This window comes from Mycobacterium terramassiliense (assembly GCF_900157385.1).
Taxonomy (GTDB): Bacteria; Actinomycetota; Actinomycetes; order Mycobacteriales; family Mycobacteriaceae; genus Mycobacterium; species Mycobacterium terramassiliense.
In genome coordinates this window covers 1914882-1938017 of sequence record NZ_LT717701.1, presented here as the reverse complement: position 1 = coordinate 1938017, position 23136 = coordinate 1914882, and the positions used below count along the sequence as shown (strand labels likewise).

The window sequence follows — 23136 nt, the reverse complement described above, 5'->3', positions numbered from 1 at the left end:
CGATGCCCCCCGCCCCGCCCGCCGGCCCGGCCGGCCCGGGTCCGGCCGCCGGGCCGCCCAGGGCGCCGGGTCCGGCCGGCTAACCGGTACCTCGCCGCGCACGCCTAGACTCGGCGGTGATGTCCAATCCCCACACCGCCGACCTGAGCGCGGCGATCCGCACCGCACTGGGGAAGGTGATCGACCCCGAATTGCGCCGCCCCATCACCGAACTCGGGATGGTCAAGAGCGTCGACGTCGAGCCCGACGGCGGCGTGCACGTCGCGATCTACCTGACCACCGCGGCCTGCCCGAAGAAGACCGAGATCAGCGAACGCGTCACCAGCGCGGTCGCCGACGTCCCCGGCACCGGGGCCGTCAAGGTCAGCCTCGACGTGATGAACGACGAGCAGCGCACCGAGCTGCGCAAACAGCTGCGCGGCGACGCCCGCGAGCCCGTCATCCCGTTCGCCCAGCCCAGCTCGCTGACCCGGGTGTACGCCGTCGCCTCCGGCAAGGGCGGCGTCGGAAAGTCGACCGTCACGGTCAACCTGGCCGCGGCGATGGCCGCGCGCGGGTTGTCCGTCGGCGTGCTCGACGCCGACATTCACGGCCATTCCATCCCCCGGATGATGGGCACCACCGACCGGCCCACCCAGGTCGAGTCGATGATCCTGCCGCCCATCGCCCACGAGGTGAAGGTCATCTCGATCGCCCAGTTCACCCAGGGCAACACCCCGGTGGTGTGGCGCGGGCCGATGCTGCACCGCGCGTTGCAGCAGTTCCTGGCCGACGTCTACTGGGGCGACCTGGATGTGCTGCTGCTCGACCTGCCGCCGGGGACCGGCGACGTCGCCATCTCGGTGGCCCAGCTGATCCCCAACGCGGAGATCCTGGTGGTGACCACGCCGCAACTGGCCGCGGCCGAGGTCGCCGAGAGGGCCGGCAGCATCGCGCTGCAAACCCGGCAGCGCGTCGTCGGCGTCGTCGAGAACATGTCCGGGCTGGTGCTGCCCGACGGGAGCACGATGCAGGTGTTCGGCGAGGGCGGCGGACAGCAGGTCGCCGAGCGGTTGTCGCGCGCGGTCGGCGCCGACGTGCCGCTGCTCGGCCAGGTCCCGCTGGACCCGGCGCTGGTCGCGGCCGGCGATGCCGGCGTCCCGATCGTGCTGAGCGCCCCGGACTCCCCCGTCGGCAAGGAACTGCGCGGCGTGGCCGACAGCCTCTCGTCGCGCAAGCGCGGGCTGGCCGGCGTGTCGCTGGGCTTGGACCCGACGCGACGCTAGCGAACCTCAGGTCGCGTCGGCGTCGAACGGCGCGGGGCCGCCGGTGTGCTCCGGCAGTGCCGGCCGGGCGGGGTCCGCCGGCTTTGGCGCGGCCCCGTTGACCGGGCGGTCGAAGTTTCCGGTCAGGAACGAGTCGTCGCCGTCCAACAGGTGCTTGGTCAGCGCGGCGCGCGGGCTCATGCCGCGCAGCCGCTGCAGCTCGCTCAGCGGCTCGCGCAGGTCGTCGAACTCGGGCCCGAGGTCCTCGCGCAGCTGGGTCGTCATGCCGCTGAGGTAGTCGCGCGCCTGCCGCAGCGCGGTCGAGGTCCAGCGGATCGCACCCGGCAGCCGCTCGGGCCCGAGGATCACCAGCCCGACCACGACGAGGACGAGGATGTGCTCCCAGCTCAGGTTGCCGAACACTTAGCCGTTATCCGAGTCGGGTTTCACCGTCAGCGTGACGTGCCGGCCGTCGCGGACCACCTCCACCGGGGAGTCCTGGCCGATGGTCAGCTGGCGCACGGCGACGACGAATTCGTCCGCGTCGGCCACCTTGCGGTTGCCCACCTTGACGATCACGTCGTTCTCCAGGATGCCGCCCTTTTGGGCCGGGCTGCCCGCCTTGACGTTGGCCACCTGAGCGCCGGAGGCGATCGCGTTGCTCACCGACCGGGTGCTGACGCCCAGCGTCGGGTGCACGATCTTCCCGTCCTTGATCAGGGCCTGGGCCACCGCTTTGACCTCGTTGATCGGGATCGCGAAGCCGAGCCCACTTGCGCTGTCGGACAACGACTTACCGGCCGTGTCGATGCCGATCACCTGGGAGTCCATACTGATCAGCGGGCCACCGGAGTTGCCGTGGTTGATCGACGCGTCGGTCTGGAGGGCGTCGATGACGGTGTCGGTGTCGGAGCCCTCGCCCGACAGCGGGACGGGGCGGTGCAGTGCGCTGATGATGCCGTGGGTCACCGTGCTGCGCAGGCCCAGCGGCGCACCGGCGGCCAGGACCTCGTCGCCCACGCGGACCTTGTCGGAGTCACCCAGCTGGGCCACGCTCAGGTTGTCGACGTTGTCGACCTTGAGCACGGCCAGGTCGGTCTTGGGGTCGCGGCCCACCAGGTTGGCCGGTACCTCCTTGCCGTCGTTGAACACGACGGTCGTCTTAAACTGGCTGGGGTTGTTGGCCGCCTCGGAGATGACGTGGTTGTTGGTGACGATGTAGCCGCGGCCGTCGATGACCACCCCGGAGCCCTGCATGCCCTCCTGGTCACTCTTGGACTCGATGGTGACCACGGCGTTGGCGGTTGCGGCTGCGACCTTGGCGAACCGGCCCGCCGGCAGCTCAGAATTGCCGGGTGTCGACAGCGTGACCTTCGAGGTGGTGAACGCCTCGACGACCTCGGCCGTCTTGCGGCCGATGACCCCGCCGAGCACGCCGATCACCAGGGCGATCAGCAGCAGGACGGCCAGCGCGAGGTAGGACACCTTGCCGCCGAACAGCACGTCGCGCACCCCGAGCTTGCCGCCGTAGCCCGGCACGGCCTGCGGTCCGGCCGGCGCGACGGCCGGGGTGCCCAGGGCCGCGGCGGCGCCGGGGTCGCGCCACGGGTCGTCCGCCCCCTCGGGCTCGGCGCCGTCCTGCTCGGCGGCCAGCGCGCCGGCATCGATCGGGTGGCGCTGCAGCGTGTCCACGGCCCCGGCGGGCCGGCTGAACGCCTCCTCGAGGACGGGGTCCGCGGGCGGGTCGTACGGGGTGAACTCGGACTGTTCGCGGTACTTCGGTGGGCGCACCCGCTCGGCCAGGAAGGAGCCTCGAAGACCGGTGGGACGGCCGAACGCCTGAGTCGATGCGGGGTCGACCGGTGGCCGGGAGATGGGGCGCGGCGCCAGGCGGCCTCGGCCGTTGTCGTCGGCGTTGTCGCTGTCGTTGCCTCTGTTGTTGCCGTCGGAGGTCACGTTATCTTTGGATCCTCTTCTTGAGCGTTCGAGACGGCCGCTTACCGGGCGCTTTGCGCCGCGGCGGCATCGTGCTTGTCCACCCTAGTATCCACGGGTGCGGTGATTATCGGCGCTTACGCTGGTCGCGCGTATCGGGCTCGGATGCGTCGTCGTCCGACGGGTGGTGCGGGATCTCGGACAATAGCCCCAGCAGGTTGCTGGGGATACGGATCGGGTGGGAGTCGCGCAGCGCGGCACGGGCCCGGCCCTGGTCCTCGACCTCGGCCGCGCATTCCGGGCACAACGAGAGGTGGTGCGCGGCCCGCAGGTGCGCGTTCATCCGCAGCTCACCGTCGACGAACGCGGCGATCGCCTCGATGGACAGATGCTCGGTGGAACGGAACCGGCGCGGTGCGCCGACCGGCTCGTCGCTCTGGGAGGCGAACTGTGCGGGCAACCAGGAGAACGCGCGGCGAAACACCTCGCCTCGGTCGGCCATCACCACACCCTTTCGTTGCCACCCTTCTTCGAATGTAGCGCGGCGGGGCCTTCGATACCCCGGGTAAAGCGCGCAAAACTGCAGGAGTGTCCCCGCCGGTCGCGCTAGTCGTCGCCCAGGCCTAGGAGCTCTGGCCGGGCAGCCCGTTGCCGAGAGTGTCGTTTCCGCCCAGTCCGCCGCCGCCGCCGAAGCCGACGAGGCTGCCGTGGCCGCCGCTGTCGCCGGCGCCGCCCGGCTGGCCGGGTGCCCCCGCCCCGCCGCCGCCGCCCTTGCCCCACAGGAATCCGCCGGGGCCGCCGGCCTGACCGGTCCCCGGCGCGCCATTGGCGCCGTGGCCGATCAAGGGGCGGTTGAACAACGCGTCGGTGGGCGCGTTGATCACGGCGAGAATGTCGTCCTCGAGGGGCTGCAGGGGATTGGCGTTCGCGGCCTCCGTCGCCGCATACGCACCTCCCGCCCCGGCCAGCGCCCGCACGAAGTCGTCGTGCAGCGTCATCGCCTGCGCGCTCAACGCGTGAAACTCTCGCGCATAACTTCCGAATAGCGCCGAAACGGCGGTCGACACCTCATCCCCGGCCGCGACCGCCAGCTGGGGGGTCCGCCCGGAAGCCGCCGCGGAAGCCTGCCGCAGCGCCGCACCGATCCCCGACAATTCCTGCGACGCGGCCGCCAGGGACTCCGGCGCTGCAACGACACATGACATCTCGCACCTCCACGGAACGCTGCGGGGCAACTGCGCTGGGGCGCGTCGGGGCGGTGTCGGAGCTACAGTGAATCCGCATCATGTCCGGGTGTGGGGTTGCTGCGGCCGGTGAATTCTTCCGGGCCGCCCGGGGCGCTCGCTTTTCAGCGTGCGCCGGTGAGCGGGCGCGGTTGATGGGGAATTCTCCCCATTTTCTCGGGCGCCCGACATGACCGCAGCACCTCAACGTCAGAGCGGGGCGCACCGCTTGTTGGAGCGCGAGGCGGTGCTGGGCGAGCTCGCTGCTCTGGCGCGCGGTGTGCGCGGTGGCGCGGGCCGGGTGGTGTTGCTGCGCGGCGAGGCCGGGGTCGGCAAGACCGCGGTGATCGGCCGGTTCACCGCCAGTCTCGATGACCAGGTACAGGTGCTGGCGGGCGGCTGCGACCCGCTCGCCACACCGCGACCGCTGGGTCCGCTGCTCGACGCGCTTGCCGGGCTGGGAGCCGCGGGCACGGCGCTCGGCGCCGCCATCGACGCCGGTGACACCGCCGCGCTGTATCGGCGGCTGCTGGCGCTGCTGCGCGACGGCCACCGCTGGGTATGGGTGATCGAGGACGCGCATTGGGCCGACGGCGCCACCCTGGACCTGTTGCGCTTCACGGCGCGACGCATCGCCTCGCTGCCGCTGCTGCTGGTGGTGACGTATCGCGACGACGAGCTCGATGCCCAGCACCCCCTGTCGGCGGCGCTCGGCGACGTGGCGAGTTGCGTGTCCGTCAGCCGCATCGGGTTGCGCCCACTGAGCCGCGATGCGGTGGCAGTGCTGGCGGCGGGCCGCGGCGTCAATGTCGACCAGTTGCACCACCTCACCGGCGGAAACCCGTTCTTCGTGACCGAGGTGTTAGCCGCCGGGCCCGCCGCGCTGGGCCGGAATGCGTTGCCGCGCAGTGTTTCTGAGGCGGTATGGGGGCGGCTGGCGCGGCTGTCCGCGGGCGCGCGGGAAACCGCGCAGGCGGTGGCGGTGTGTGGACCGCACGCCGATCCGGCACTGGTGCAGCAATTGTGTCCCGCCGCTGTCGCGGGTTTGGCCGAATGCCTGGATGCGGGCGTGCTGGTCGCCGAAGGTGATGCGGTCGGCTTTCGCCACGAGCTGGCCCGACGTTCCACGCTCGACCGGATCGCCGACTACCAGCGCAAAGCACTGCACACGCGCGCGCTGCGCGCGCTCGCCGAGCCGCCCGTGGACCCGAACACGTTGGCGGCGTTGGCGTTTCACGCCGACCAGGCTGGCGACAGCGAGGCCGCGGTCCGTCATGGGGTCGGCGCCGCCGAGCGCGCCGCCGGATTGGGCGCACACCGCCAAGCGGCGGAGCTGTACACGCTCGTGCTGCGCCACGCCGCCACCGTCCCTGCCGAACAGCGGGTCATTTGGATAGAGCAACACGCATCCTCAAGCTATTTGGGTGGGTTCGTGCAGGCCTGTGTGCGTTCGTATCGCGACGCCATAGCGCTGCGCCGGCAGCTGGGGGATCGCCTGGGCGAAGGCGATGACCTGCGCCGGCTCTCGCACGTGTTGAGCCGCGTCTCCGAGGCGAGGAAGGCAGGTCGAGACTCGTTGCTGCTGCTGGAGCAATGCGGGCCCACCCCCCAGCTGGCGGCGTCGCTGGCTCACATGGCCGAGCTCTCCATGATGGCCGACGATCCGGCATGCGACGAGTACGCCGCCCGCGCAATCACTTTGGGCAACCAACTGGACCTGCCGCCGGTGGTGATCAAGGCCAACTACTATGCGGCCCTGTTCAGGCTCCTGCGCACAGGCGCGGGATGGGACGAGCTCGAATCGGCGTGGCGGCAGGCGATCGACGGCTCAGAGCTCGCCGAACTCGCCGGGCTGATGGGTATGGGCTTGTGCTGGCAGTCGGCGCTGCACTACGAGCTTGATCGCGCCGAGGGATACATCGCCGAAACGACGGCGTTTTGCGCCGACCATGACCTGGGCACTTTCGAGCCGCTCGCGGTGGGGCCGGCGGCGCTGGTCGCGTTGCACCGCGGGGATTGGGCCCGTGCGACCACCTGCGCCGAAGATGTGCTGTCCCGACCCGCGATGGCCGCCCTCCATCGGCTTTTGCCGTTGACCGCCCTGGGGTTGATCCACGCCCGATGCGGCCGGCGACCGGTGTCCGCACTACTAGACGAGGCCCTGGCCACCGCCGAACGCGGCGACTTTTTTCGCCTGGGACCGGTCTGGCCGGCGCGTGCGGAGGCAGCCTGGCTGAGCGGGGACGACCATGCTGCCCGCGCCGAGGCGCTGGCAGGGCTGGCAACAGCCCCCGGCCACGCCAACCCCTGGCTGGTCGGGTCCCTCTGTCGCTGGGTGCATTTGGCGGGCGGTGAGCCGGCTGACGGCAGAAAGCTGAGCATGCCCTTCGCGTTGGAGGTCAGCGGTGACTGGCAGGGCGCCGCCACCGAATGGACGCGGCGCGGCTGCCCCTACGACGCGGCCATCGCCCAACTCGGCGGCGATGTCGCCGCGGTGGAAGCGGCGCTGGCCACCTTCCGCCGCCTCGGCGCCACCGCCGCGGGGCGCCGCGCCCGGCAACGCCTCACCGAACTGCGCGGGCGCACCCCCCGCACCCGCCGCACCGACATGCACGACGACCCCGACGGGCTCAGCCGCCGAGAACGCGAGGTGCTGACCCTGATCGCCGCCGGGCACAGCGACGCCGACATCGCCACCAAACTGTCGATCAGCCGCAAAACCGTTGGCCATCACGTGGAATCGATCCTGACCAAACTCGGCGTCGACAACCGCACCCAAGCGGCCGCCCATAGCCGAGAACGCCAGATCGGCGCCACGAACTGATCAATAGACCGACACCCCTGATGGATCAGCCAAAGCAGTGCACCCGCGGGTCGTTGCGGTTACTCGAATCCACCACCCGGCCGTCGCCCGTGGTGATCGCGCAGTTCAACTTGCTGACCCCAAGCAAGCTGGACGCCTGCACGATCCGGACGGCGCTCGGAGAGGTGAGGGCAAGGGTCAGCGTCCAGGGGACATCGATGTCGGGCTCCGTGCGCAGCCGGCCCGACGCGTCCACGTACTCCACCGTAATGCTGTCGCCGGGCGCCTTGGTGCCGGTCACCGAATAGGTGACTTGAACGGGACCGGACGGGGTTGCGGTCGCGATGGCCGCCGGCGGCGCCGCCGTGGACGCCACCCGCGGCGGCTCGAATCCGACCGGCGCGGTCGTGGTCGGCGACGGGGATCGCACCTCGGTAGTGGTCGGCGAGGCGCGGTGCACGAGGTAGCCGCCGATCCCGATTGCAGCCAGCACCGGGACCATCGCGGCCACCGCCGCCACCCTCGCCGGACGCCGTGGACGGCGCTCGGTTGAACGCTTGGGCAAGAGCCGCCACAGCAGGACACCGGCCGCGACAGCGGCGCACGACGCGATCCCGACGAGCAGGAACTGGAGCTCGAAGACCGAAAAATCGTTGGCGTGATACGAGCTGTTCCCGCTGACGCATCGGAAGCTCATGGTGATCCCCGACCCGCCCGACGGCGTGCCGTAGTGCTTGTTGTCGTTGGCAAGGTGATACCCGCTGCCGCACACGATCCCGCTCATCCACAACGCGCTCGACGGCTTCAAGGTCACCAATGCTGTTGTGGCGCATAGGCAGACGACGGCGGCAATGGGGAGGACAAACAGCAGTCCAAAGAAGATCCACGCGCGCCTGTCACCGCGCGCCGTCTCGTCTTGGGCAAGAGCGCGGCCGTGTTCTCGCGAGGCGTCCAATGGGAATGCCGGGTCCGAACCGGCGGCCGCCTTCGCATCGGCTGAGCGACGTTCGAGCTCGGCGATGCGTCTCTCGAGGTCGTCCTGGTGCATCATCGAATGTCCTCACCGGGAGGCTCACGGAACCCACAAAGGTGGCATGTTCGGCGGCGGTTGATATCCCGGGGGATTCGGCCCGTCCCAGATGTAGGGGGAACCAGAATTACCCTGCCCCGTCATCACGTAGTAGTAGGTGTGGCAGACAGACATATCCCATTTCACGCCACCTCCTGGAAGCGGTTGTCCCGGACACCATCGCAGGGGGCCGCCGACGGCTTCGGCGGTGCCTGCGGACAGCCCAGCGGCGGCTAGCGCGATGCCACCCGACATCAATGCCCCGACGGCGATCCGCTTCGGGGTGCGCCTCGTGTTCATGGCAGGTTCCTTTCGTGTCGAGAAGTCCCCTCCGTGACTCAGCGGCGGGCCGGGTGGGGAGGCATTCTGGCGGGCTCGGCGTTACAGTGATTCCGCATCATGTCCGGATGTGCGAATACCGTCGCCCCGGCGGCCTCTCCGGGCGCTCGCTATGAAGTGTGCGCCGGGAGCCGGGTGCGGTTGATGGGGAATTTTCCCCATTTTTCGGAGCACCCGAGATGACGACCACACCACGACGTCCGACGCCCGCGGAGCGCTTGCTGGAGCGCGAGACGGTGCTGGCCGAGTTGCGTGGACTGGTGCGGGGGGTGCGCCGCGGTGCGGGCCGGGTGGTGCTGCTGCGCGGGGAGGCCGGGGTCGGCAAAACCGCGGTGATCAACGCCTTTACAGCCGGGCTGGATGCACCGGTGCGCGTGCTGATCGGCGGCTGCGACCCGCTGGCGGCGCCGCGCCCGCTCGGCCCGGTGCTGGACGCCCTAACCGGGCTTGGAGCCGAAGCGGCCCGGGCGCTGGCCTCGGCGATCGATGCCGGCGACACGGCGGCGCTGTATCGGCGCCTGCTGGCGCTCCTGCACGACGGGCATCGCTGGGTCTGGATAATCGAGGACGCCCACTGGGCCGACGGGGCCACCCTGGACCTGCTGCGGTTCTTGGCGCGCCGCATCGGCTCGCTGCCGCTGCTGCTGGTGATGTCTTATCGCGACGACGAGCTGGACGCCCAGCATCCGCTGGCGGTTGCGCTCGGGGACGTGGCCAGCTGCGCGGCGCTGACCCGCATCGGGTTGGAACCGCTGAGCCGCGACGCCGTGGCGGTCTTGGCCGCCGGCAGCGGCCTCAACGCCGACTGGTTGCACGAACTCACCGGCGGCAACCCGTTCTTCGTCACCGAGGTGGTAGCCGTCGGCGTCGACGCGCTCGATCGTAAGGCGTTGCCGCGCAGCATTTCCGAGGCGGTTTGGGGGCGGCTCGCGCGCCTGTCGACCAACGCCCGCCGCGCCGCGCTGGCGGTGGCGGTGTGCGGACCGCGCGCCGAGCCGGCGCTGGTGGCCCACCTGTGCGAGGCCGCGGACGCCGCAGTGCTCGAATGCCTTGACGCGGGTGTGCTCATCGCCGACGGGGAAACGATCGGGTTCCGCCACGAGTTGGCCCGTCGCGCCACGCTCGAGCGCATCGACACCTATCACCTCAGGGCCCTGCATGCCCGGGCGCTGGCCGAACTGGCCAAACCACCCATTGATCCGAACGCGCTGGCGGCGTTGGCGTTTCATGCCGACCAGGCCGGTGACCGGGACGCCGCGATGCGTTATGGCATCGCCGCCGCCGAACGGGCCACCGCATTGGGAGCGCACCGCCAAGCCGCCGAACTCTATGCGCTGGCACTGCGCCACGCCGGCACGACGCCTACCGAGCAGAAGGTGATCTGGTTTGAGCAGCACGCGCTGGCCAGCTACCTGGGCGGCCTCAGCGGGGTGGCGTCCTGGCGTGAAGCGATCAAGCTGCGTCGCGCTCTGGGCGATCGATTGGCCGAATCCGAGGACCTGTGCTGGCTTTCCCACGAGCTGGTCCTGTCGGACCGCGTCAGCGAGTCCGATGAGGCCGCGATGGCGTCGCTGCGGCTGGTCCAAGACGCCGGGCCGTGCCCGCAGCTGGCCCAGTCCCTGCTGAACATGGCCGAATTGCGCGTCCTTGGTTGGGATCCCGCGATCGCCGATTTCGCGGACCGCGCGATCACCGTCGGTACCCAGATAGGTGACGACGCGGTCGTCATCCGGGCCCGCGGATCCGCCGCGCTGGCCCGGGTGGTGCGCACCGACGCCGGGTGGGAGGAGCTCGAGGCTGCGTGGCGGCAGGCGCTGGCCACCGACACCCGCGGCGAGAACGCCGGCAAGCTTGGGGCCGATATCTGCGCGGCCGCGGCGCTGCACTTCGACCTGGATCGGGCTGATCGCTACGTTGCGGAAACCCTTGAATATTGCCGTGAGCGTGACCTTTTCACGTTCGAGGCTTTTCTCATGGGCATCGCAGCGCTGGTCGCGCTGCACCGCGGCCAGTGGGCGCACGCCAGCGCGTGCGCCGAGGACGTGCTCACCCGCCCCGGACTGTCCAGCTTTCATCGGATCGCGCCCCGGCGCGTGCTCGCGCTGATCTGTGCGCGTCGTGGTGAGCAACCGAGCGCCGGACTGATCGATGAGATCGCCGACAGCTCCGAACTGCACCAGTCCCGTTTCTTTCCGGTGTGGGCCGCGCGCGCGGAGGCCGCTTGGCTGGCCGGGGACGACGACACCGCTCGCAGTGAGGCCCAGAGCGGGCTGGTAACCATGGGCTTCGACGGAAACCCTTGGCTCGCTGGGCAATTGCAGCGCTGGCTGCGCCTGCCCGCAAGCACCGCGGCACCGATGGCCATCACCGACCCGGTCAATCCGTTCCAGTCGGAAGTCACCGGCGACTGGCAGGGCGCCGCCGCCGAATGGACGCGCCGCGGCTGTCCCTACGAGGCGGCCATCGCCCAACTCGGCGGCGACAGCACCGCGGTGGAAACGGCCTTGGCCACCTTCCGCGGTCTCGGCGCCACCACCGCCGCCCGCCCTTCCGCGGTCTCGGCGCCACCACCGCCGCCCGCCGCGCCCGGCAGCGCCTCACCCAACTGCGCGGCCCCACCCCGCGCACCCGCCGCACCGACGTCCACGCTGACCCCGACGGGTTGAGCCGCCGCGAACGCGAAGTGCTGACCCTGGTCGCCGCCGGCCACAGCGATGCCGACATCGCCACCAAATTGTCCCTCAGCCCCAAGACCGTCGGCCACCACGTGGAATCGATCCTGGACAAGCTTGGCGCCGAAAACCGCACCCAGGCCGCCGTCCGGGCTCGGCCGTCCGAGCTGCCCGGCTAGCCCGATAAATGGGGAAAATTCCCCATCAACCTCGCCGGCTCACCGGCGCACACTTCACGGCAGGCGACCCGCTAGGTCGAACGCAACGTGGAGGAGGCGGCGATGTCGTTCGTCATTGCGGCACCGGAGTACTTAGCTTCGGCGGCAACGGATTTGGAGAACCTCGGCGCCACCCTCCACGCGGCCGATGTCGCCGCGGCGGGCCCGACGACGCAGTTGCTGGCGGCGGGCGCGGACGAGGTGTCGACGGCGGTCGCGGCGCTGTTCGGCGGCCATGCCCGGGCCTACCGGGCCCTCAGCGCTCAGGCCGCGGCGTTTCACGCCCAGTTTGTGCAGGCGTTGTCCGGCAGCGCCGCGGCCTATGCCGCCGCCGAGGCCGCCAACGCGTCGCCGCTGCAGCTGCTGGAAGCCGTGATCAACGCGCCCACCGAGGCGGCACTCGGTCGCCCGCTCATCGGTGACGGCGCGAACGGGGCGTCGGGTACCGGCGCGAACGGCGGAGCCGGCGGGATCCTGTGGGGCAACGGCGGGGCCGGTGGGTCCGGCGCGGCCGGACAGGCCGGCGGCCATGGCGGTTCGGCAGGCCTGATCGGTACCGGCGGGACCGGCGGGCTCGGTGGCGCCGGCGCGCCCGGCGGCACCGGCGGCACCGGCGGCTTGTTGTATGGCAACGGCGGTGTCGGCGGGCAGGGCGGGGCGGCCCTCGCGGGCATCAACGGCGGCCTTCCCGGTCACGGCGGCACCGGTGGCAACGCCTTCCTGCTCGGAAACGGCGGCGCCGGCGGGCCTGGCGGCACCGGCCTCGTCGGGGCCAACGGCGTCAACCCGACCATCAGTGGTCAGGCGGGCACCGGGACCGCCGGATCCCCCGCGTCCGCGACCAACGCCGATGTCACGGCCGCCAACGGGGGCGTCGGAGCGGATGGCGGACTGGGCGTGACCGGCGGCACCGGCGGAGCCGGCGGGACGGTGGATCTGAGCGGCTCCGGGACCGCCGCCGGCGGCAATGGTGGCACCGGCGGTGCCGGTGGCAATGGGGGCGCCGGCGGCCACGGCGGCGGCGCCTTCGGATCGATCGGCTCCCCCGTGGGCTCCATCGCTGGGGGTAACGGCGGCAACGGGACTATCGGGGCAGCGCCCGGCGGTGCCGGCGGCGCCGGTGGGCAGGGCGGGCAGGCGATACAGGGCGTTGGCGGAATCGGCGGTGCGGGCGGGGGCGGTGGCGCAGGCGGCACCGCCTCGGGTGCCGGCAGTTTTAACATCGGCAACGAAGCCGGCAACGGCGCCGACGGCGGCGCCGGCGGCAACGGGGGCGACGGAGGCGGCAGCGGTCTCGGTGGCGCCGGGGGCTCAGGCGGACTTCTGATCGGGCAGGTGGGCATCAGCGGCGCCGCTGGCCCGGGTGGGCTAGGCGGCCCCGGCAGCGGCGGTGGTGCGCTGGGCACCGGCGGCGCCGGCGGCATCGGGTCGGGGCCCGGGTCGAGCGACGGCCTGAACGGCGCCAACGGGACAAACGGCGCCCACGGGACGTCCGGCCAGAACGGTTAAAGCTACGCCGACTTGGCCGGCTCGCCGTGCTGCGGGTGCGCGGCCAGGTAGTCCCGCAGCGCCTGGCGCCCGCGATGGATGCGGCTGCGCACGGTGCCCAGCTTCACGCCGAGCGTGGCGCCGATCTCCTCGTAGGACAGGCCCTCGATGTCACACAAGACGACCGCGGCGCGAAACTCCGGCGGCAGCGAGTCCAGCGCGGCCTGCAGGTCGGGCCCCAGCCGCGAGTCGTGGTAGATCTGCTCGGGGTTGGGTTCGTCGGCGGGCACCCGGTCGTAATCCTCGGGCAGCGCCTCCATGCGGATGCGGGCGCGCCGGCGCACCATGTCGAGAAACAGGTTGGTGGTGATGCGGTGCAGCCAGCCCTCGAAGGTCCCGGGCTGGTAATTCTGGACCGAGCGGAACACCCGGATGAAGGTCTCCTGGGTCAGGTCCTCGGCGTCCTGCTGGTTGCCGGACAGGCGGTAGGCCAGCCGGTACACCCGGTCGGCGTGCTGGCGCACCAGCTCGTCCCACGACGGCATCGTCGCCTTGTCCCCGGTCGCGTCGAACACCGCGGTGCCCTGCAGCGCGTCCGTCGTCTCCACCCATCCGTCGTCCCGGCAGTCCTGGGCATGCGACATCGTGCTCGGGCTCAAAAGCGCTGTGATGATTGAATCCTCCGGATTTTCCCTGCCGCAGAAACCTGGCAGCAGCTCTTCGCCCGCGTCAACGCGGAGCTGCAATCGTGTATTCCCACTCCGGCGAGAACTATTCCCGGTCCCCCGCACACCCCGTTCCATAGGGATACCGTCGCCCATCGGCGTATGCACGACATAGGAGCAATCTGAGGTTTGGCTGAGAAACCAGATCGTTACCTGCGCTGAACAGCGCGAACCGTGGCCCGTGAGTTGCGTCGCCCCGGGCGTGTCGGCACGGACCGAATCAGGCGCGCCTGCCCGGCCGCGCGGCGATTTGGAATACGCTGCGGGCATGGACGGCACCGACGCAGCACCCCCTGGCCAGACGGCCACCAGTCGAGCCGAGTCACTCTGCGCGCACGCCGAGGCGTCGATCTCGGAGGACGCGCTGCTGGCGGCGGCCCGCGAACGCGCCGTGGAGATCGGCGCCGGGGCGGTGACGCCGGCGGTCGGGGCACTGTTGAGCCTGCTGGCCAAGCTCAGCGGCGGCAAGGCCGTCGCCGAGGTGGGCACCGGCGCCGGGGTCAGCGGGCTCTGGTTGCTGTCGGGCATGAGCGACGACGGCGTCTTGACCACGATCGACATCGAGCCGGAGTACCTGCGGCTCGCCAAGCAGTCCTTCTCCGACGCCGGCATCGGCCCCTCGCGCACCCGGCTGATCAGCGGGCGCGCCCAGGAGGTGCTCACCCGCCTCGCCGACGAGTCCTACGACCTGGTTTTCATCGACGCCGACCCGATCGACCAGCCCGACTACGTCGTCGAGGGGGTGCGGCTGTTGCGATCCGGGGGTGTCATCGTGGTGCACCGCGCGGCGCTGGGCGGCCGGGCGGGCGATCCCGCCGCGCGTGACGCCGAGGTGACCGCGGTACGAGAGGCGGCCCGCCTCATCGCCGAGGACGAGCGGCTCACCCCGGCGCTGGTGCCGCTCGGCGACGGGCTGCTGGCCGCGGTGCGGGACTGACCCACCAAACATTTACGGATTACTGACGGGGCGGCCCCTTGACCGTCGGCTGAACACTTGTTTAACGTACTGAACATGCGTTCAGCCGACCTGACCGCGGCCGCCCGGATCCGCGACGCCGCCATCGAGCAGTTCGGCGAGCGCGGGTTCGGCGTCGGGCTGCGCACGATCGCCGACGCGGCGGGGGTGAGTGCCGCGCTGGTCATCCACCACTTCGGCTCCAAGGAAGGCCTGCGCAAGGCCTGCGACGACTACGTCGCCGAAGAGATCCGCAGCACCAAATCGGAGGCGATGCGGTCCAACGACCCCGCCACCTGGTTCGCGCAGCTCGCCGAGATCGAGGAGTTTGCACCGCTGACGGCCTACGTGGTGCGCAGCATGCAGACCGGTGGCGACTTGGCGAAGATGTTGTGGCAGAGGATGATTGCCAATGCCGAAGAGTATATGGAAGAGGGCGTGCGGGCCGGGACGATCAAGCCCAGCCGTGACCCGAAGGCCAGGGCCAAATATCTCGGCATCACCGGGGGCGGCAGCCTCCTGCTCTACATTCAAATGCACGAAACGCCAACGGATTTGCGTGCGGTTCTGCGCGACTATGCCAGGGAGATGATCCTGCCCGCCCTCGAGATCTACAGCGAGGGTCTGATGGTCGACCGCACCATGTACGACGCATTTCTGGCCGCCGAAGATCAAGGAGGATCCCATGCCAGCTGACAACGTCGCACCCATCGAAATCCGGGGACTGACCAAGAATTTCGGCGCGGTGCGCGCCCTGGACGGCCTGGATTTGACGGTGCGCGAGGGCGAGGTGCACGGGTTCCTCGGGCCGAACGGGGCCGGCAAGTCGACCACCATCCGCGTCCTGCTGGGCCTGGTGAGGGCCGACGGCGGAACCGTCCGGTTGCTGGGCGGCGATCCGTGGACCGACGCGGTCGCCCTGCACCGCCACATCGCCTACGTGCCGGGCGATGTGACCCTGTGGCCGTCGCTGACCGGCGGCGAGACCATCGACCTGCTGGCTCGCATGCGCGGTGGCATCGACGAACGGCGGCGCGCCGAGCTGATCGAGCGCTTCGACCTCGACCCGCACAAGAAGGCGCGCACCTACTCGAAGGGCAACCGGCAAAAGGTGTCCCTGATTTCCGCGTTCAGCTCGCACGCACGGCTCCTGCTGCTGGACGAGCCGAGCAGCGGCCTGGACCCGTTGATGGAGAACATCTTTCAGCAGTGCGTCGGTGAGGCGCGCGACCGCGGCACGACGGTCCTGCTGTCCAGTCACATCCTGGCCGAGACGGAAGCCCTGTGCGAAAAGGTGACCATCATCCGCGCCGGCAAGACCGTCGAAAGCGGCACGCTGGAGTCGATGCGGCACCTCAGCCGCACCTCGATCAAGGCCGAAATGATCGGCGACCCGGGCGATATCACCCGCATCCGGGGCGTCGAGGACGTCAGCATCGACGGCAACACGCTGCGCGCCCAGGTGGACAGCGAAAGCCTGGGCGAACTCATCCGGGCGCTCGGGGACGCCGGGGTGCGCAGCCTGGTCAGCCAGCCCCCGACCCTGGAGGAACTCTTCCTGCGCCACTACAACACCACAGACAAGGTCTCGGCATGAGCACCGCGACGTTGGAGCGGCCGCGCCCGGCACAGCCGGCGGGGCGGGCCGCCTCGAACTTCTCCGGCACGCCGGGCATGCTGCGCCTCTACCTACGCCGCGACCGGGTTTCGTTGCCGCTGTGGGTGCTGCTGCTGTCGGTGCCGCTCGCCACCGTGTACGTCGGCAGCATCGAAAAGGTCTACCCCACCCAGGCCGACCGCGCCGGCTTCGCGGCCTCCATCATGGCCAGCCCGGCCCAGCGCGCGCTCTACGGCCAGGTCTACAACGACAGCCTTGGGGCCGTTGGCATTTGGAAGGCCGGCATGTTTCACCTGCTGATCGCGGTGGCCGTCATCCTCACCGTGATCCGGCACACCCGCGCCGACGAGGAGACCGGCCGCACCGAGCTGGTGGACTCGACCGCGATCGGCCGGTACGCCAGCCTGAGCGCGGCGCTGCTGTTGTCGTTCGGGGCGTCGGTCGCCACCGGCGCGATCGGGGCGGCCGGATTGCTCAGCACCGACGTCCCGGCGGGCGGGTCGCTGGCGTTCGGGGCGGCGCTGGCCTGCTCCGGTCTGGTCTTCACCGCGGTGGCCGCGGTGACCGCCCAGCTGTCGCCGAGCGCCCGGTTCGCCCGCGGCGCCGCGTTCGCCGTGCTGGGGACGGCGTTCACGCTGCGCGCCGTCGGCGACGCGGGCGGCGGTGGGCTGTCGTGGCTGTCGCCGCTGGGGTGGTCGCTGCAGGTAAGGCCGTACGCCGGGGACCGCTGGTGGGTTCTGCTGCTGCACCTGGTGACGACGGCGGCGCTCACCCTGGTGGCCTATCGGCTGCTCGCCGGCCGCGATGTGGGCGCCGGACTCATCGCCGAACGCGCCGGCCCCGCTACCGCCGGGACGGGCCTGCGCGGCGTCGACGGCCTGACGTGGCGGCTCGATCGCGGAGCGCTGCTGCTGTGGACGGTGGGCCTGTGCCTGTATGGGCTGCTGATGGGCAGCGTGGTGCACGGAATCGGCGACCAGCTGGGCGGCAGCACGGTCGTGCGTGACATCGTCGCGCGGATGGGCGGCACCTCCGCGCTGGAGGAGGCCTTCATCGCCGTGGCCTACGCCATGATGGGCATGGTCGCCGCGGCGTTCGCCATCTCGCTCAGCCTGCGGTTGCACCAAGAGGAGTCCGGCCAGCGCGCCGAGACGGCGCTCGCCGGCGCGGTCTCCCGGACTCATTGGCTGGCAAGCCATTTGGTCGCTGCACTGGCCGGGTCCGCGGCCGCGATGCTGGTCAGCGGCGTGGCCGGCGGCCTCGTCTACGGCATCGCGGCCGGCGACGTCGGCGGCAAGCTCGCCGTCGTCGTCGGCACCGCGGCCGTCCAGCTGCCCGCCGTCTGGCTGCTCGCCGCCGTCACGGTCGCGGTGTTCGGTCTGGCACCGCGGTTCACGCCGGTGGCGTGGGGCGTGCTGGTCGGGTTCGTCGCCGTGTACCTGATCGGCGAGTTGGCCCGGTTCCCGCAGTGGTTGCTCGACCTGGAACCGTTCGCGCACACCCCGCGGGTGGGGGCCGATTTCACCGCCGTGCCGCTGCTGTGGCTGCTGGCCATCGATGCGACACTGATCACCTTGGGCGCCATGGCTTTTCGGCGTCGCGATCTACGTTGCTAGGGAGGGCACGATCATGAAAACCGCTGTTCGGCTGACGGCATCCTCGGTGTTCGGGACCATCGCGGTCGGCCTCATCCTGTTCGGACCGGCCGGAACGCTGCACTATTGGCAGGCGTGGGCTTTTCTCGCCGTGTTCACCGCGGCGTCGCTCGGCCCCACGATCTATTTGGCGCGGAACAACCCGGCGGCCCTGCAGCGCCGCATGCACGCCGGGCCGCGGGCCGAGCCGCGGACCGCCCAAAAGGTCATCATCACAAGCTCATTCGTGATTCTCTTCGCGATGATGGCGTTCAGCGCCCTCGACCATCGCATGGGTTGGTCGACGGTGCCGCCGTGGCTATCAGTGCTCGGCGACGTCCTGGTGGCGACCGGGCTGGGCCTGGCGATGCTGGTGATCATCCAGAACAGCTATGCGGCGGCCACCGTCACGGTGGAGACGGGCCAGACGGTGGCCTCCGGTGGCGTCTACAAGTTCGTCCGGCATCCGATGTACGTCGGAAACGTGATCATGATGGTCGGCATGCCCCTGGCGCTCGGCTCTTACTGGGGTCTGCTCTTGGTGGTCCCGGGCATCGCGGTGCTCGTCTTCCGCATCCTCGACGAGGAGAAGCTGCTCATCCAGGACCTGCCGGGGTATCGGGAATACGCGCAGCATGTGCGCTACCGGCTGGTGCCCAGCGTGTGGTAGCGGCCGGGCGGCTGCGCCTAAGGTATTGGCGTGGAGCGAAATTCGTCACCGGCCCTGGACCGTCCGTGGCGGCGCCCCGGAGCCCTCCGGTATGCGCTGGTTCGGCTTCGCGGTATCGCCAAACCCCCGATCACGGTCACCGATCCGCCCGACCTGCTCGTCGAGCGTGACGTCGCCGTCTCGACCCGCGACGGGACGGTGTTGCGCATCAACGTCCACCGGCAACCCGACGACGGCCCGCGGCCGGTCATCCTGAGCATCCACCCCTACGGCAAGGACAACCTGCCGAGGCGGCGGGGTAACAGGTGGACCTTCTCGGTGCAATACCGGGTGTTGCGCCAGCCGCAACCGGTGAGTTTCTCGGCGCTGACCGGTTGGGAGGCGCCGGACCCGGCGTGGTGGACGGCGCGGGACTTCGCCGTGGTCAACGCCGACGCGCGCGGCTGCGGCCACTCCGACGGCACCGGAAAACTGCTGTCGCGCAAGGAGGCCGAGGACACCTACGACCTGGTGCAGTGGATCGCCGGGCAGCCGTGGTGCGACGGCCGCGTCGTCATGCTCGGGGTCTCCTACCTCGCGATCAGCCAGTACGCCGTGGCGGCCCTGCAGCCGCCGGCGCTGCGGGCGATCTGCCCGTGGGAGGGCTTCACCGACGCGTATCGCGACCTGACCTTCCCCGGCGGCGTGCGTGAATCGGGCTTCACCCGGATGTGGTCGCGCAACCTGCGCCGCGACACGCGGCAGGCCTACGACCTGGAGGGCATGCAGGACGCCCACCCGTTGCGCGACGACTTCTGGCGCTCGGTGGTGCCCGACCTGTCCGCGATCACGGTGCCCATGCTGGTCTGTGGCAGCTTCTCCGACAACAACCTGCACAGCCGCGGCTCGGTCCGGGCCTTCACCCGCGCCGGCTCCGCGCACGCCCGCCTCTACACCCACCGGGGCGGCAAATGGGCGACCTTCTACTCCGAAGCGGCGCTGGGAGAGCAGCTCGATTTCTTCCGGGGGGTGCTGGATGGCGCGGACCGTTCCCGCAGCGTCCGCCTCGAGGTGCGCGAGGACCGCGACACCGTGGCCGCGGTGCGCGAGGAGGCGGACTGGCCGTTGCCCCGAACCCGTTGGCGGCCGCTATATTTGGGTGGCACCGGGACGCTGGCGCCGGAACGGCCGGCCGGGGCTGGCAGCATCGCATTCCAAACGCGTTCCCGCGCAGCGGCGTTCAGCTGGACGGTCCCGGCGGACATCGAGCTGACCGGGCCGATGGCCGCCCGGTTGTGGGTCTCGCTGGACGGCTGCGACGACGCCAACCTGTTCGTCGGCGTGGAGAAGTGGCGTGCGGGCCGGTTCGTCGCCTTCGAGGGGTCCTACGGTTACGGCCGCGACCGGGTCACCACCGGGTGGCAGCGGGTCGCGCTGCGGGCGCTGGACCCCGAACTGTCGCGGCCGTGGGAGCCCGTCGCGGCCTGCGCGCAGCCGCTGCCCGTCCCCGCCGGCGAGGTGGTCGCGGTCGACGTCGCGCTGGGCCCGTCGGCGACGCTGTTTCGCGCCGGCGAGCAGCTACGGCTGGTGGTCGCCGGGCGGTGGCTGTGCCCGACCAATCCGCTGGTCGGTCAGATGCCCGCGGCCTACGCGGACTCACCCCGCGGCCGCGTAACCCTGCATTGGGGCCCACGCCACGACGCGCATTTGCTGGTCCCGGAGGTCCCGGGTTAGATCCAGACGCCTTTGCCGACCGCGACCACGCCGCCGGCGCTGATCGCGAAGCGCTCGCGGTCCTTCTCCAGATCGACCCCGACCATCTCCCCGGGCCCGACGACGACGTTCTTGTCCAGGATCGCGTGGCGCACCACCGCGCCGCGGCCGACGCGGGCGCCCGGCATGATCACGCTGCCCTCCACGATCGCGCCGTCGTCGACCACGACGTTCGACGACAGCACGGAGTTGCGCACCGAGGCCGCCGAAATGATGCTGCCGGCGCCCACCACCGACTCCTGCGCCGAGCCGCCGTTGACGAACTTGGCCGGCGCCAGGTTCTCCGACTCCCCGCGAATCGGCCAGCGCTTGTTGTAGAGGTTGAACACCGGGTGCACCGAGACCAGATCCATGTGTGCGTCGTAGAAGGCGTCCAGCGTCCCGACGTCGCGCCAGTAGCCCCGGTCGCGGTCGGTGGCCCCGGGCACCTCGTTGTCGGAGAAGTCGTACACCGCGGCCATCCCGTCCTCCACCAACCGCGGGATGATGTCACCGCCCATGTCGTGATCGGAATGGTCGTCGTCGGCGTCGGCGCGGATCGCGTCGATCAGCACCTTGGTGGTGAAGATGTAGTTGCCCATCGACACGTACGTCGACGAGGGGTCACCGGGGGTGCCCGGCGGATCCAGCGGCTTTTCCACGAAGGCGCGGATGCGGCCGGAGTCGTCGGCGTCGATGCAGCCGAAGGCGGACGCCTCGCTGCGGGGCACCTTGATGCCGGCCACGGTCGCGCCGGCCCCGCTGTCGATGTGGAACCCGACCATCTGCTCGGGGTCCATCCGGTACACGTGGTCGGCGCCGAAAACGACTATGTAATCGGGGTCTTCGTCGTAGATCAGGTTGAGCGACTGGTAGATCGCGTCGGCGGAGCCGGTATACCAGCGTGGGCCGAGGCGCTGCTGCGCGGGCACCGGCGTGATGTACTCGCCGGCCAGGCCGGACAAGCGCCAGTTCTGCGAAATGTGACGGTCGAGTGAATGCGACTTGTATTGGGTGAGAACGCAGATCCTCAGGTAGCGGGCGTTGACCAGGTTGGAGAGCACGAAGTCGATCAGCCGGTAGGCGCCACCGAAGGGAACCGCGGGCTTGGCCCGGTCCGCGGTCAGCGGATACAACCGCTTGCCCTCACCCCCGGCCAGGACAATGCCCAGCACGTGTGGCGCTTCCCTCATGGCTCCCAAACTATCGGCCGCCGCCAACCGCTGCCAGGGGGAATCCCGGTGGCCGCCGTTCTGACGGACTGCCTGTCAAGGTATTTGGCTTAGTTCTCACCACGTTTCACAACCCGATACCGTCCATTATTGCGCAGTCTCACTCGCGGCCCGCATCGTCACGGACCGAAAACCGGATTCTCCGAATTTCTCGGCGGCCCGACTCGCGGACGGCGTCCCCGCCGAACTACCGTGCGGAGTATGCGGGTGGCGATGATGACTCGGGAGTACCCACCGGAGGTCTACGGCGGGGCCGGGGTACACGTCACCGAACTCGTCGCGCAGCTGCGGCGGCTGTGCGCGGTCGACGTGCACTGCATCGGCGCGCCCCGTCCGGATGCCTTCGCGCAGCAACCCGACCCGCGCATCCACGGCGCCAACCCCGCGCTGTCAACCCTGTCCGCGGACCTGATGATGGCCAACGCCGCGTCGGCGGCCACGGTCGTGCATTCGCACACCTGGTACGCGGGCCTGGCCGGGCACCTGACCGCGTTGCTCTACGACATCCCGCACGTCCTGACCGCGCATTCGCTCGAACCGCTGCGGCCGTGGAAGGCCGAGCAGCTCGGCGGCGGCTACCGCGTGTCGACGTGGGTGGAACGGACCGCGGTGCTGGCCGCCGACGCCGTCATCGCGGTCAGCGCGGCGATGCGCGAAGACATCCTGCGCGTCTACCCCACGCTGGATCCGAGCCTGGTGCACGTCATCCGCAACGGCGTCGACACCAACGTGTGGCAGCCCGCCGGCCCGGTGCAAACCGGTTCCGTGCTGGCCGAACTCGGCGTGGCCCCGGGCCGGCCGATGGTCGCGTTCGTCGGGCGCATCACCCGTCAGAAGGGCGTCGCCCACCTGATCGCGGCCGCGCACCGGTTCGCCCCCGGGGTGCAGGTGGTGCTGTGCGCCGGCGCTCCCGACACCCCGGAGCTGGCCGAGGAGATTCGGGCCGCGGTGGCCGAGCTGGCCCGCCAACGGGGTGGGGTGTTCTGGATCAGGGAGATGCTGCCGATCGGGGAGTTGCGGGAAATACTTTCGGCGGCAACGGTTTTCGTCTGCCCATCAGTGTATGAGCCGCTGGGGATCGTCAACCTCGAGGCGATGGCGTGCGCCACGGCCGTGGTGGCCTCCGACGTCGGCGGGATACCCGAGGTGGTCAGGGACGGGAGCACCGGGTCGCTGGTGCATTACGATGCCGATGACCCGGCCGGCTTCCGGGCGGGACTGGCCGAAGCGGTGAACGAACTCGTCGCCGACCCCGATAAGGCTAAGCGCTATGGCGAGGCGGGACGCCAGCGCTGCATCGAGGACTTCTCCTGGGCCCACGCGGCCGAGCAGACGCTGGAGATCTACCGGAAGGTGTCGGCGTAAGCCGGCTCAGCTGGTAACGCCCTTGAGCTCGTCACCGAGGGCGGCGGCTTCGTCGGGCGTCAGCTCGACGACCAGTCGACCGCCTCCCTCGAGCGGTACTCGCATAACGATGCCGCGCCCCTCCTTGGTCGCTTCCAAAGGACCGTCTCCGGTACGGGGCTTCATCGCCGCCATCGAGTGCTCCCTCCAGATTCGAGCTGGCCCGGCGTCGCGGA

Annotated in this window: 20 protein-coding genes; 12 read left to right on the top strand and 8 right to left on the bottom strand. The window is 70.5% G+C overall.

The features are described from left to right. Positions 1–119 precede the first annotated feature (119 nt). Complete coding sequence (locus tag MTAB308_RS23920; RefSeq protein ID WP_077102739.1) at positions 120–1265, top strand: Mrp/NBP35 family ATP-binding protein; 1146 nt, start codon at positions 120–122, stop codon at positions 1263–1265. A 6-nt stretch (positions 1266–1271) separates the two neighbouring features. Here MTAB308_RS23920 and tatB read toward each other — a convergent pair whose 3' ends face one another. The 4 genes from tatB to MTAB308_RS23900 form a co-directional block, all read right to left on the bottom strand. Beyond that, positions 1272–1667 (bottom strand): Sec-independent protein translocase protein TatB, encoded by a 396-nt coding sequence (tatB, locus tag MTAB308_RS23915; protein ID WP_077102737.1) that lies wholly within the window; start codon positions 1665–1667, stop codon positions 1272–1274. Next, positions 1668–3200, bottom strand: a complete 1533-nt coding sequence (gene htrA, locus MTAB308_RS23910) for a serine protease HtrA (protein WP_077102735.1) — start codon at positions 3198–3200, stop codon at positions 1668–1670. A 106-nt stretch (positions 3201–3306) separates the two neighbouring features. Continuing rightward, a complete protein-coding gene (gene rseA, locus MTAB308_RS23905) occupies positions 3307–3681 on the bottom strand; it encodes an anti-sigma E factor RseA (RefSeq protein ID WP_077104718.1) in 375 nt (124 codons plus the stop codon). A gap of 121 nt (positions 3682–3802) precedes the next feature. Next, a complete protein-coding gene (locus tag MTAB308_RS23900) occupies positions 3803–4384 on the bottom strand; it encodes a PE family protein (protein ID WP_077102733.1) in 582 nt (193 codons plus the stop codon). 208 nt (positions 4385–4592) lie between these two features. Between MTAB308_RS23900 and MTAB308_RS23895 the strand changes: the two genes are divergently transcribed. Then, a complete protein-coding gene (locus tag MTAB308_RS23895) occupies positions 4593–7226 on the top strand; it encodes an ATP-binding protein (protein WP_077102731.1) in 2634 nt (877 codons plus the stop codon). Between the two features lie 25 nt (positions 7227–7251). Here the strand turns inward: MTAB308_RS23895 and MTAB308_RS23890 are convergent, their stop codons facing one another. Further along, a complete protein-coding gene (locus MTAB308_RS23890) occupies positions 7252–8256 on the bottom strand; it encodes an MmpS family transport accessory protein (protein WP_245831482.1) in 1005 nt (334 codons plus the stop codon). A 536-nt stretch (positions 8257–8792) separates the two neighbouring features. Between MTAB308_RS23890 and MTAB308_RS29470 the strand changes: the two genes are divergently transcribed. The 3 genes from MTAB308_RS29470 to MTAB308_RS23875 all read left to right on the top strand — a co-directional run bounded on the left by MTAB308_RS29470 (position 8793) and on the right by MTAB308_RS23875 (position 13012). Next, positions 8793–11279 (top strand): ATP-binding protein, encoded by a 2487-nt coding sequence (locus MTAB308_RS29470; RefSeq protein WP_245831481.1) that lies wholly within the window; start codon positions 8793–8795, stop codon positions 11277–11279. After that, positions 11276–11464 (top strand): response regulator transcription factor, encoded by a 189-nt coding sequence (locus MTAB308_RS29985; RefSeq protein WP_245831480.1) that lies wholly within the window; start codon positions 11276–11278, stop codon positions 11462–11464. Before MTAB308_RS29470 ends, MTAB308_RS29985 begins: the two co-directional genes overlap by 4 nt. A 102-nt stretch (positions 11465–11566) precedes the next feature. Beyond that, the gene (locus tag MTAB308_RS23875; RefSeq protein WP_077104716.1) at positions 11567–13012 is read left to right on the top strand and encodes a PE family protein; all 1446 of its coding nucleotides are present in this window, start codon (positions 11567–11569) and stop codon (positions 13010–13012) included. A 2-nt stretch (positions 13013–13014) separates the two neighbouring features. Here the strand turns inward: MTAB308_RS23875 and sigE are convergent, their stop codons facing one another. Further along, a complete protein-coding gene (gene sigE / locus MTAB308_RS23870; protein WP_077102725.1) occupies positions 13015–13794 on the bottom strand; it encodes an RNA polymerase sigma factor SigE in 780 nt (259 codons plus the stop codon). A 190-nt stretch (positions 13795–13984) separates the two neighbouring features. Between sigE and MTAB308_RS23865 the strand changes: the two genes are divergently transcribed. From MTAB308_RS23865 to MTAB308_RS23840, 6 genes are all read left to right on the top strand, one after another. After that, positions 13985–14653 carry an O-methyltransferase gene (locus tag MTAB308_RS23865; protein ID WP_077102723.1) on the top strand — a complete coding sequence of 223 codons (669 nt, stop codon included), beginning with the start codon at positions 13985–13987 and terminating at the stop codon, positions 14651–14653. 75 nt (positions 14654–14728) lie between these two features. Beyond that, positions 14729–15367, top strand: a complete 639-nt coding sequence (locus MTAB308_RS23860; RefSeq protein ID WP_077102721.1) for a TetR/AcrR family transcriptional regulator — start codon at positions 14729–14731, stop codon at positions 15365–15367. Beyond that, a complete protein-coding gene (locus MTAB308_RS23855) occupies positions 15357–16268 on the top strand; it encodes an ABC transporter ATP-binding protein (RefSeq protein WP_077102719.1) in 912 nt (303 codons plus the stop codon). Before MTAB308_RS23860 ends, MTAB308_RS23855 begins: the two co-directional genes overlap by 11 nt. Next, positions 16265–17905, top strand: coding sequence for an ABC transporter permease (locus tag MTAB308_RS23850; protein WP_108637390.1), 1641 nt, complete (start codon positions 16265–16267; stop codon positions 17903–17905). Before MTAB308_RS23855 ends, MTAB308_RS23850 begins: the two co-directional genes overlap by 4 nt. Before the next feature lie 13 nt (positions 17906–17918). Continuing rightward, positions 17919–18593, top strand: coding sequence for a methyltransferase family protein (locus tag MTAB308_RS23845; RefSeq protein ID WP_077102717.1), 675 nt, complete (start codon positions 17919–17921; stop codon positions 18591–18593). 30 nt (positions 18594–18623) lie between these two features. Beyond that, on the top strand, positions 18624–20306 hold the full coding sequence (locus tag MTAB308_RS23840) for a CocE/NonD family hydrolase (protein WP_077102715.1): 1683 nt from the start codon (positions 18624–18626) through the stop codon (positions 20304–20306). Here the strand turns inward: MTAB308_RS23840 and glgC are convergent. Further along, positions 20303–21517 (bottom strand): glucose-1-phosphate adenylyltransferase, encoded by a 1215-nt coding sequence (gene glgC / locus MTAB308_RS23835; protein WP_077102713.1) that lies wholly within the window; start codon positions 21515–21517, stop codon positions 20303–20305. The two genes, MTAB308_RS23840 and glgC, sit on opposite strands and share 4 nt — an antisense overlap. Positions 21518–21757: 240 nt before the next feature. Here glgC and glgA point away from each other — a divergent pair, with 240 nt between their 5' ends. Then, complete coding sequence (gene glgA, locus MTAB308_RS23830) at positions 21758–22921, top strand: glycogen synthase (protein WP_077102711.1); 1164 nt, start codon at positions 21758–21760, stop codon at positions 22919–22921. 6 nt (positions 22922–22927) lie between these two features. Here the strand turns inward: glgA and MTAB308_RS23825 are convergent, their stop codons facing one another. Then, positions 22928–23095: a DUF3117 domain-containing protein gene (locus tag MTAB308_RS23825; protein WP_003406247.1), complete on the bottom strand. Its 168-nt coding sequence runs from the start codon at positions 23093–23095 to the stop codon at positions 22928–22930. Between the last annotated feature and the right edge of the window lie 41 nt (positions 23096–23136).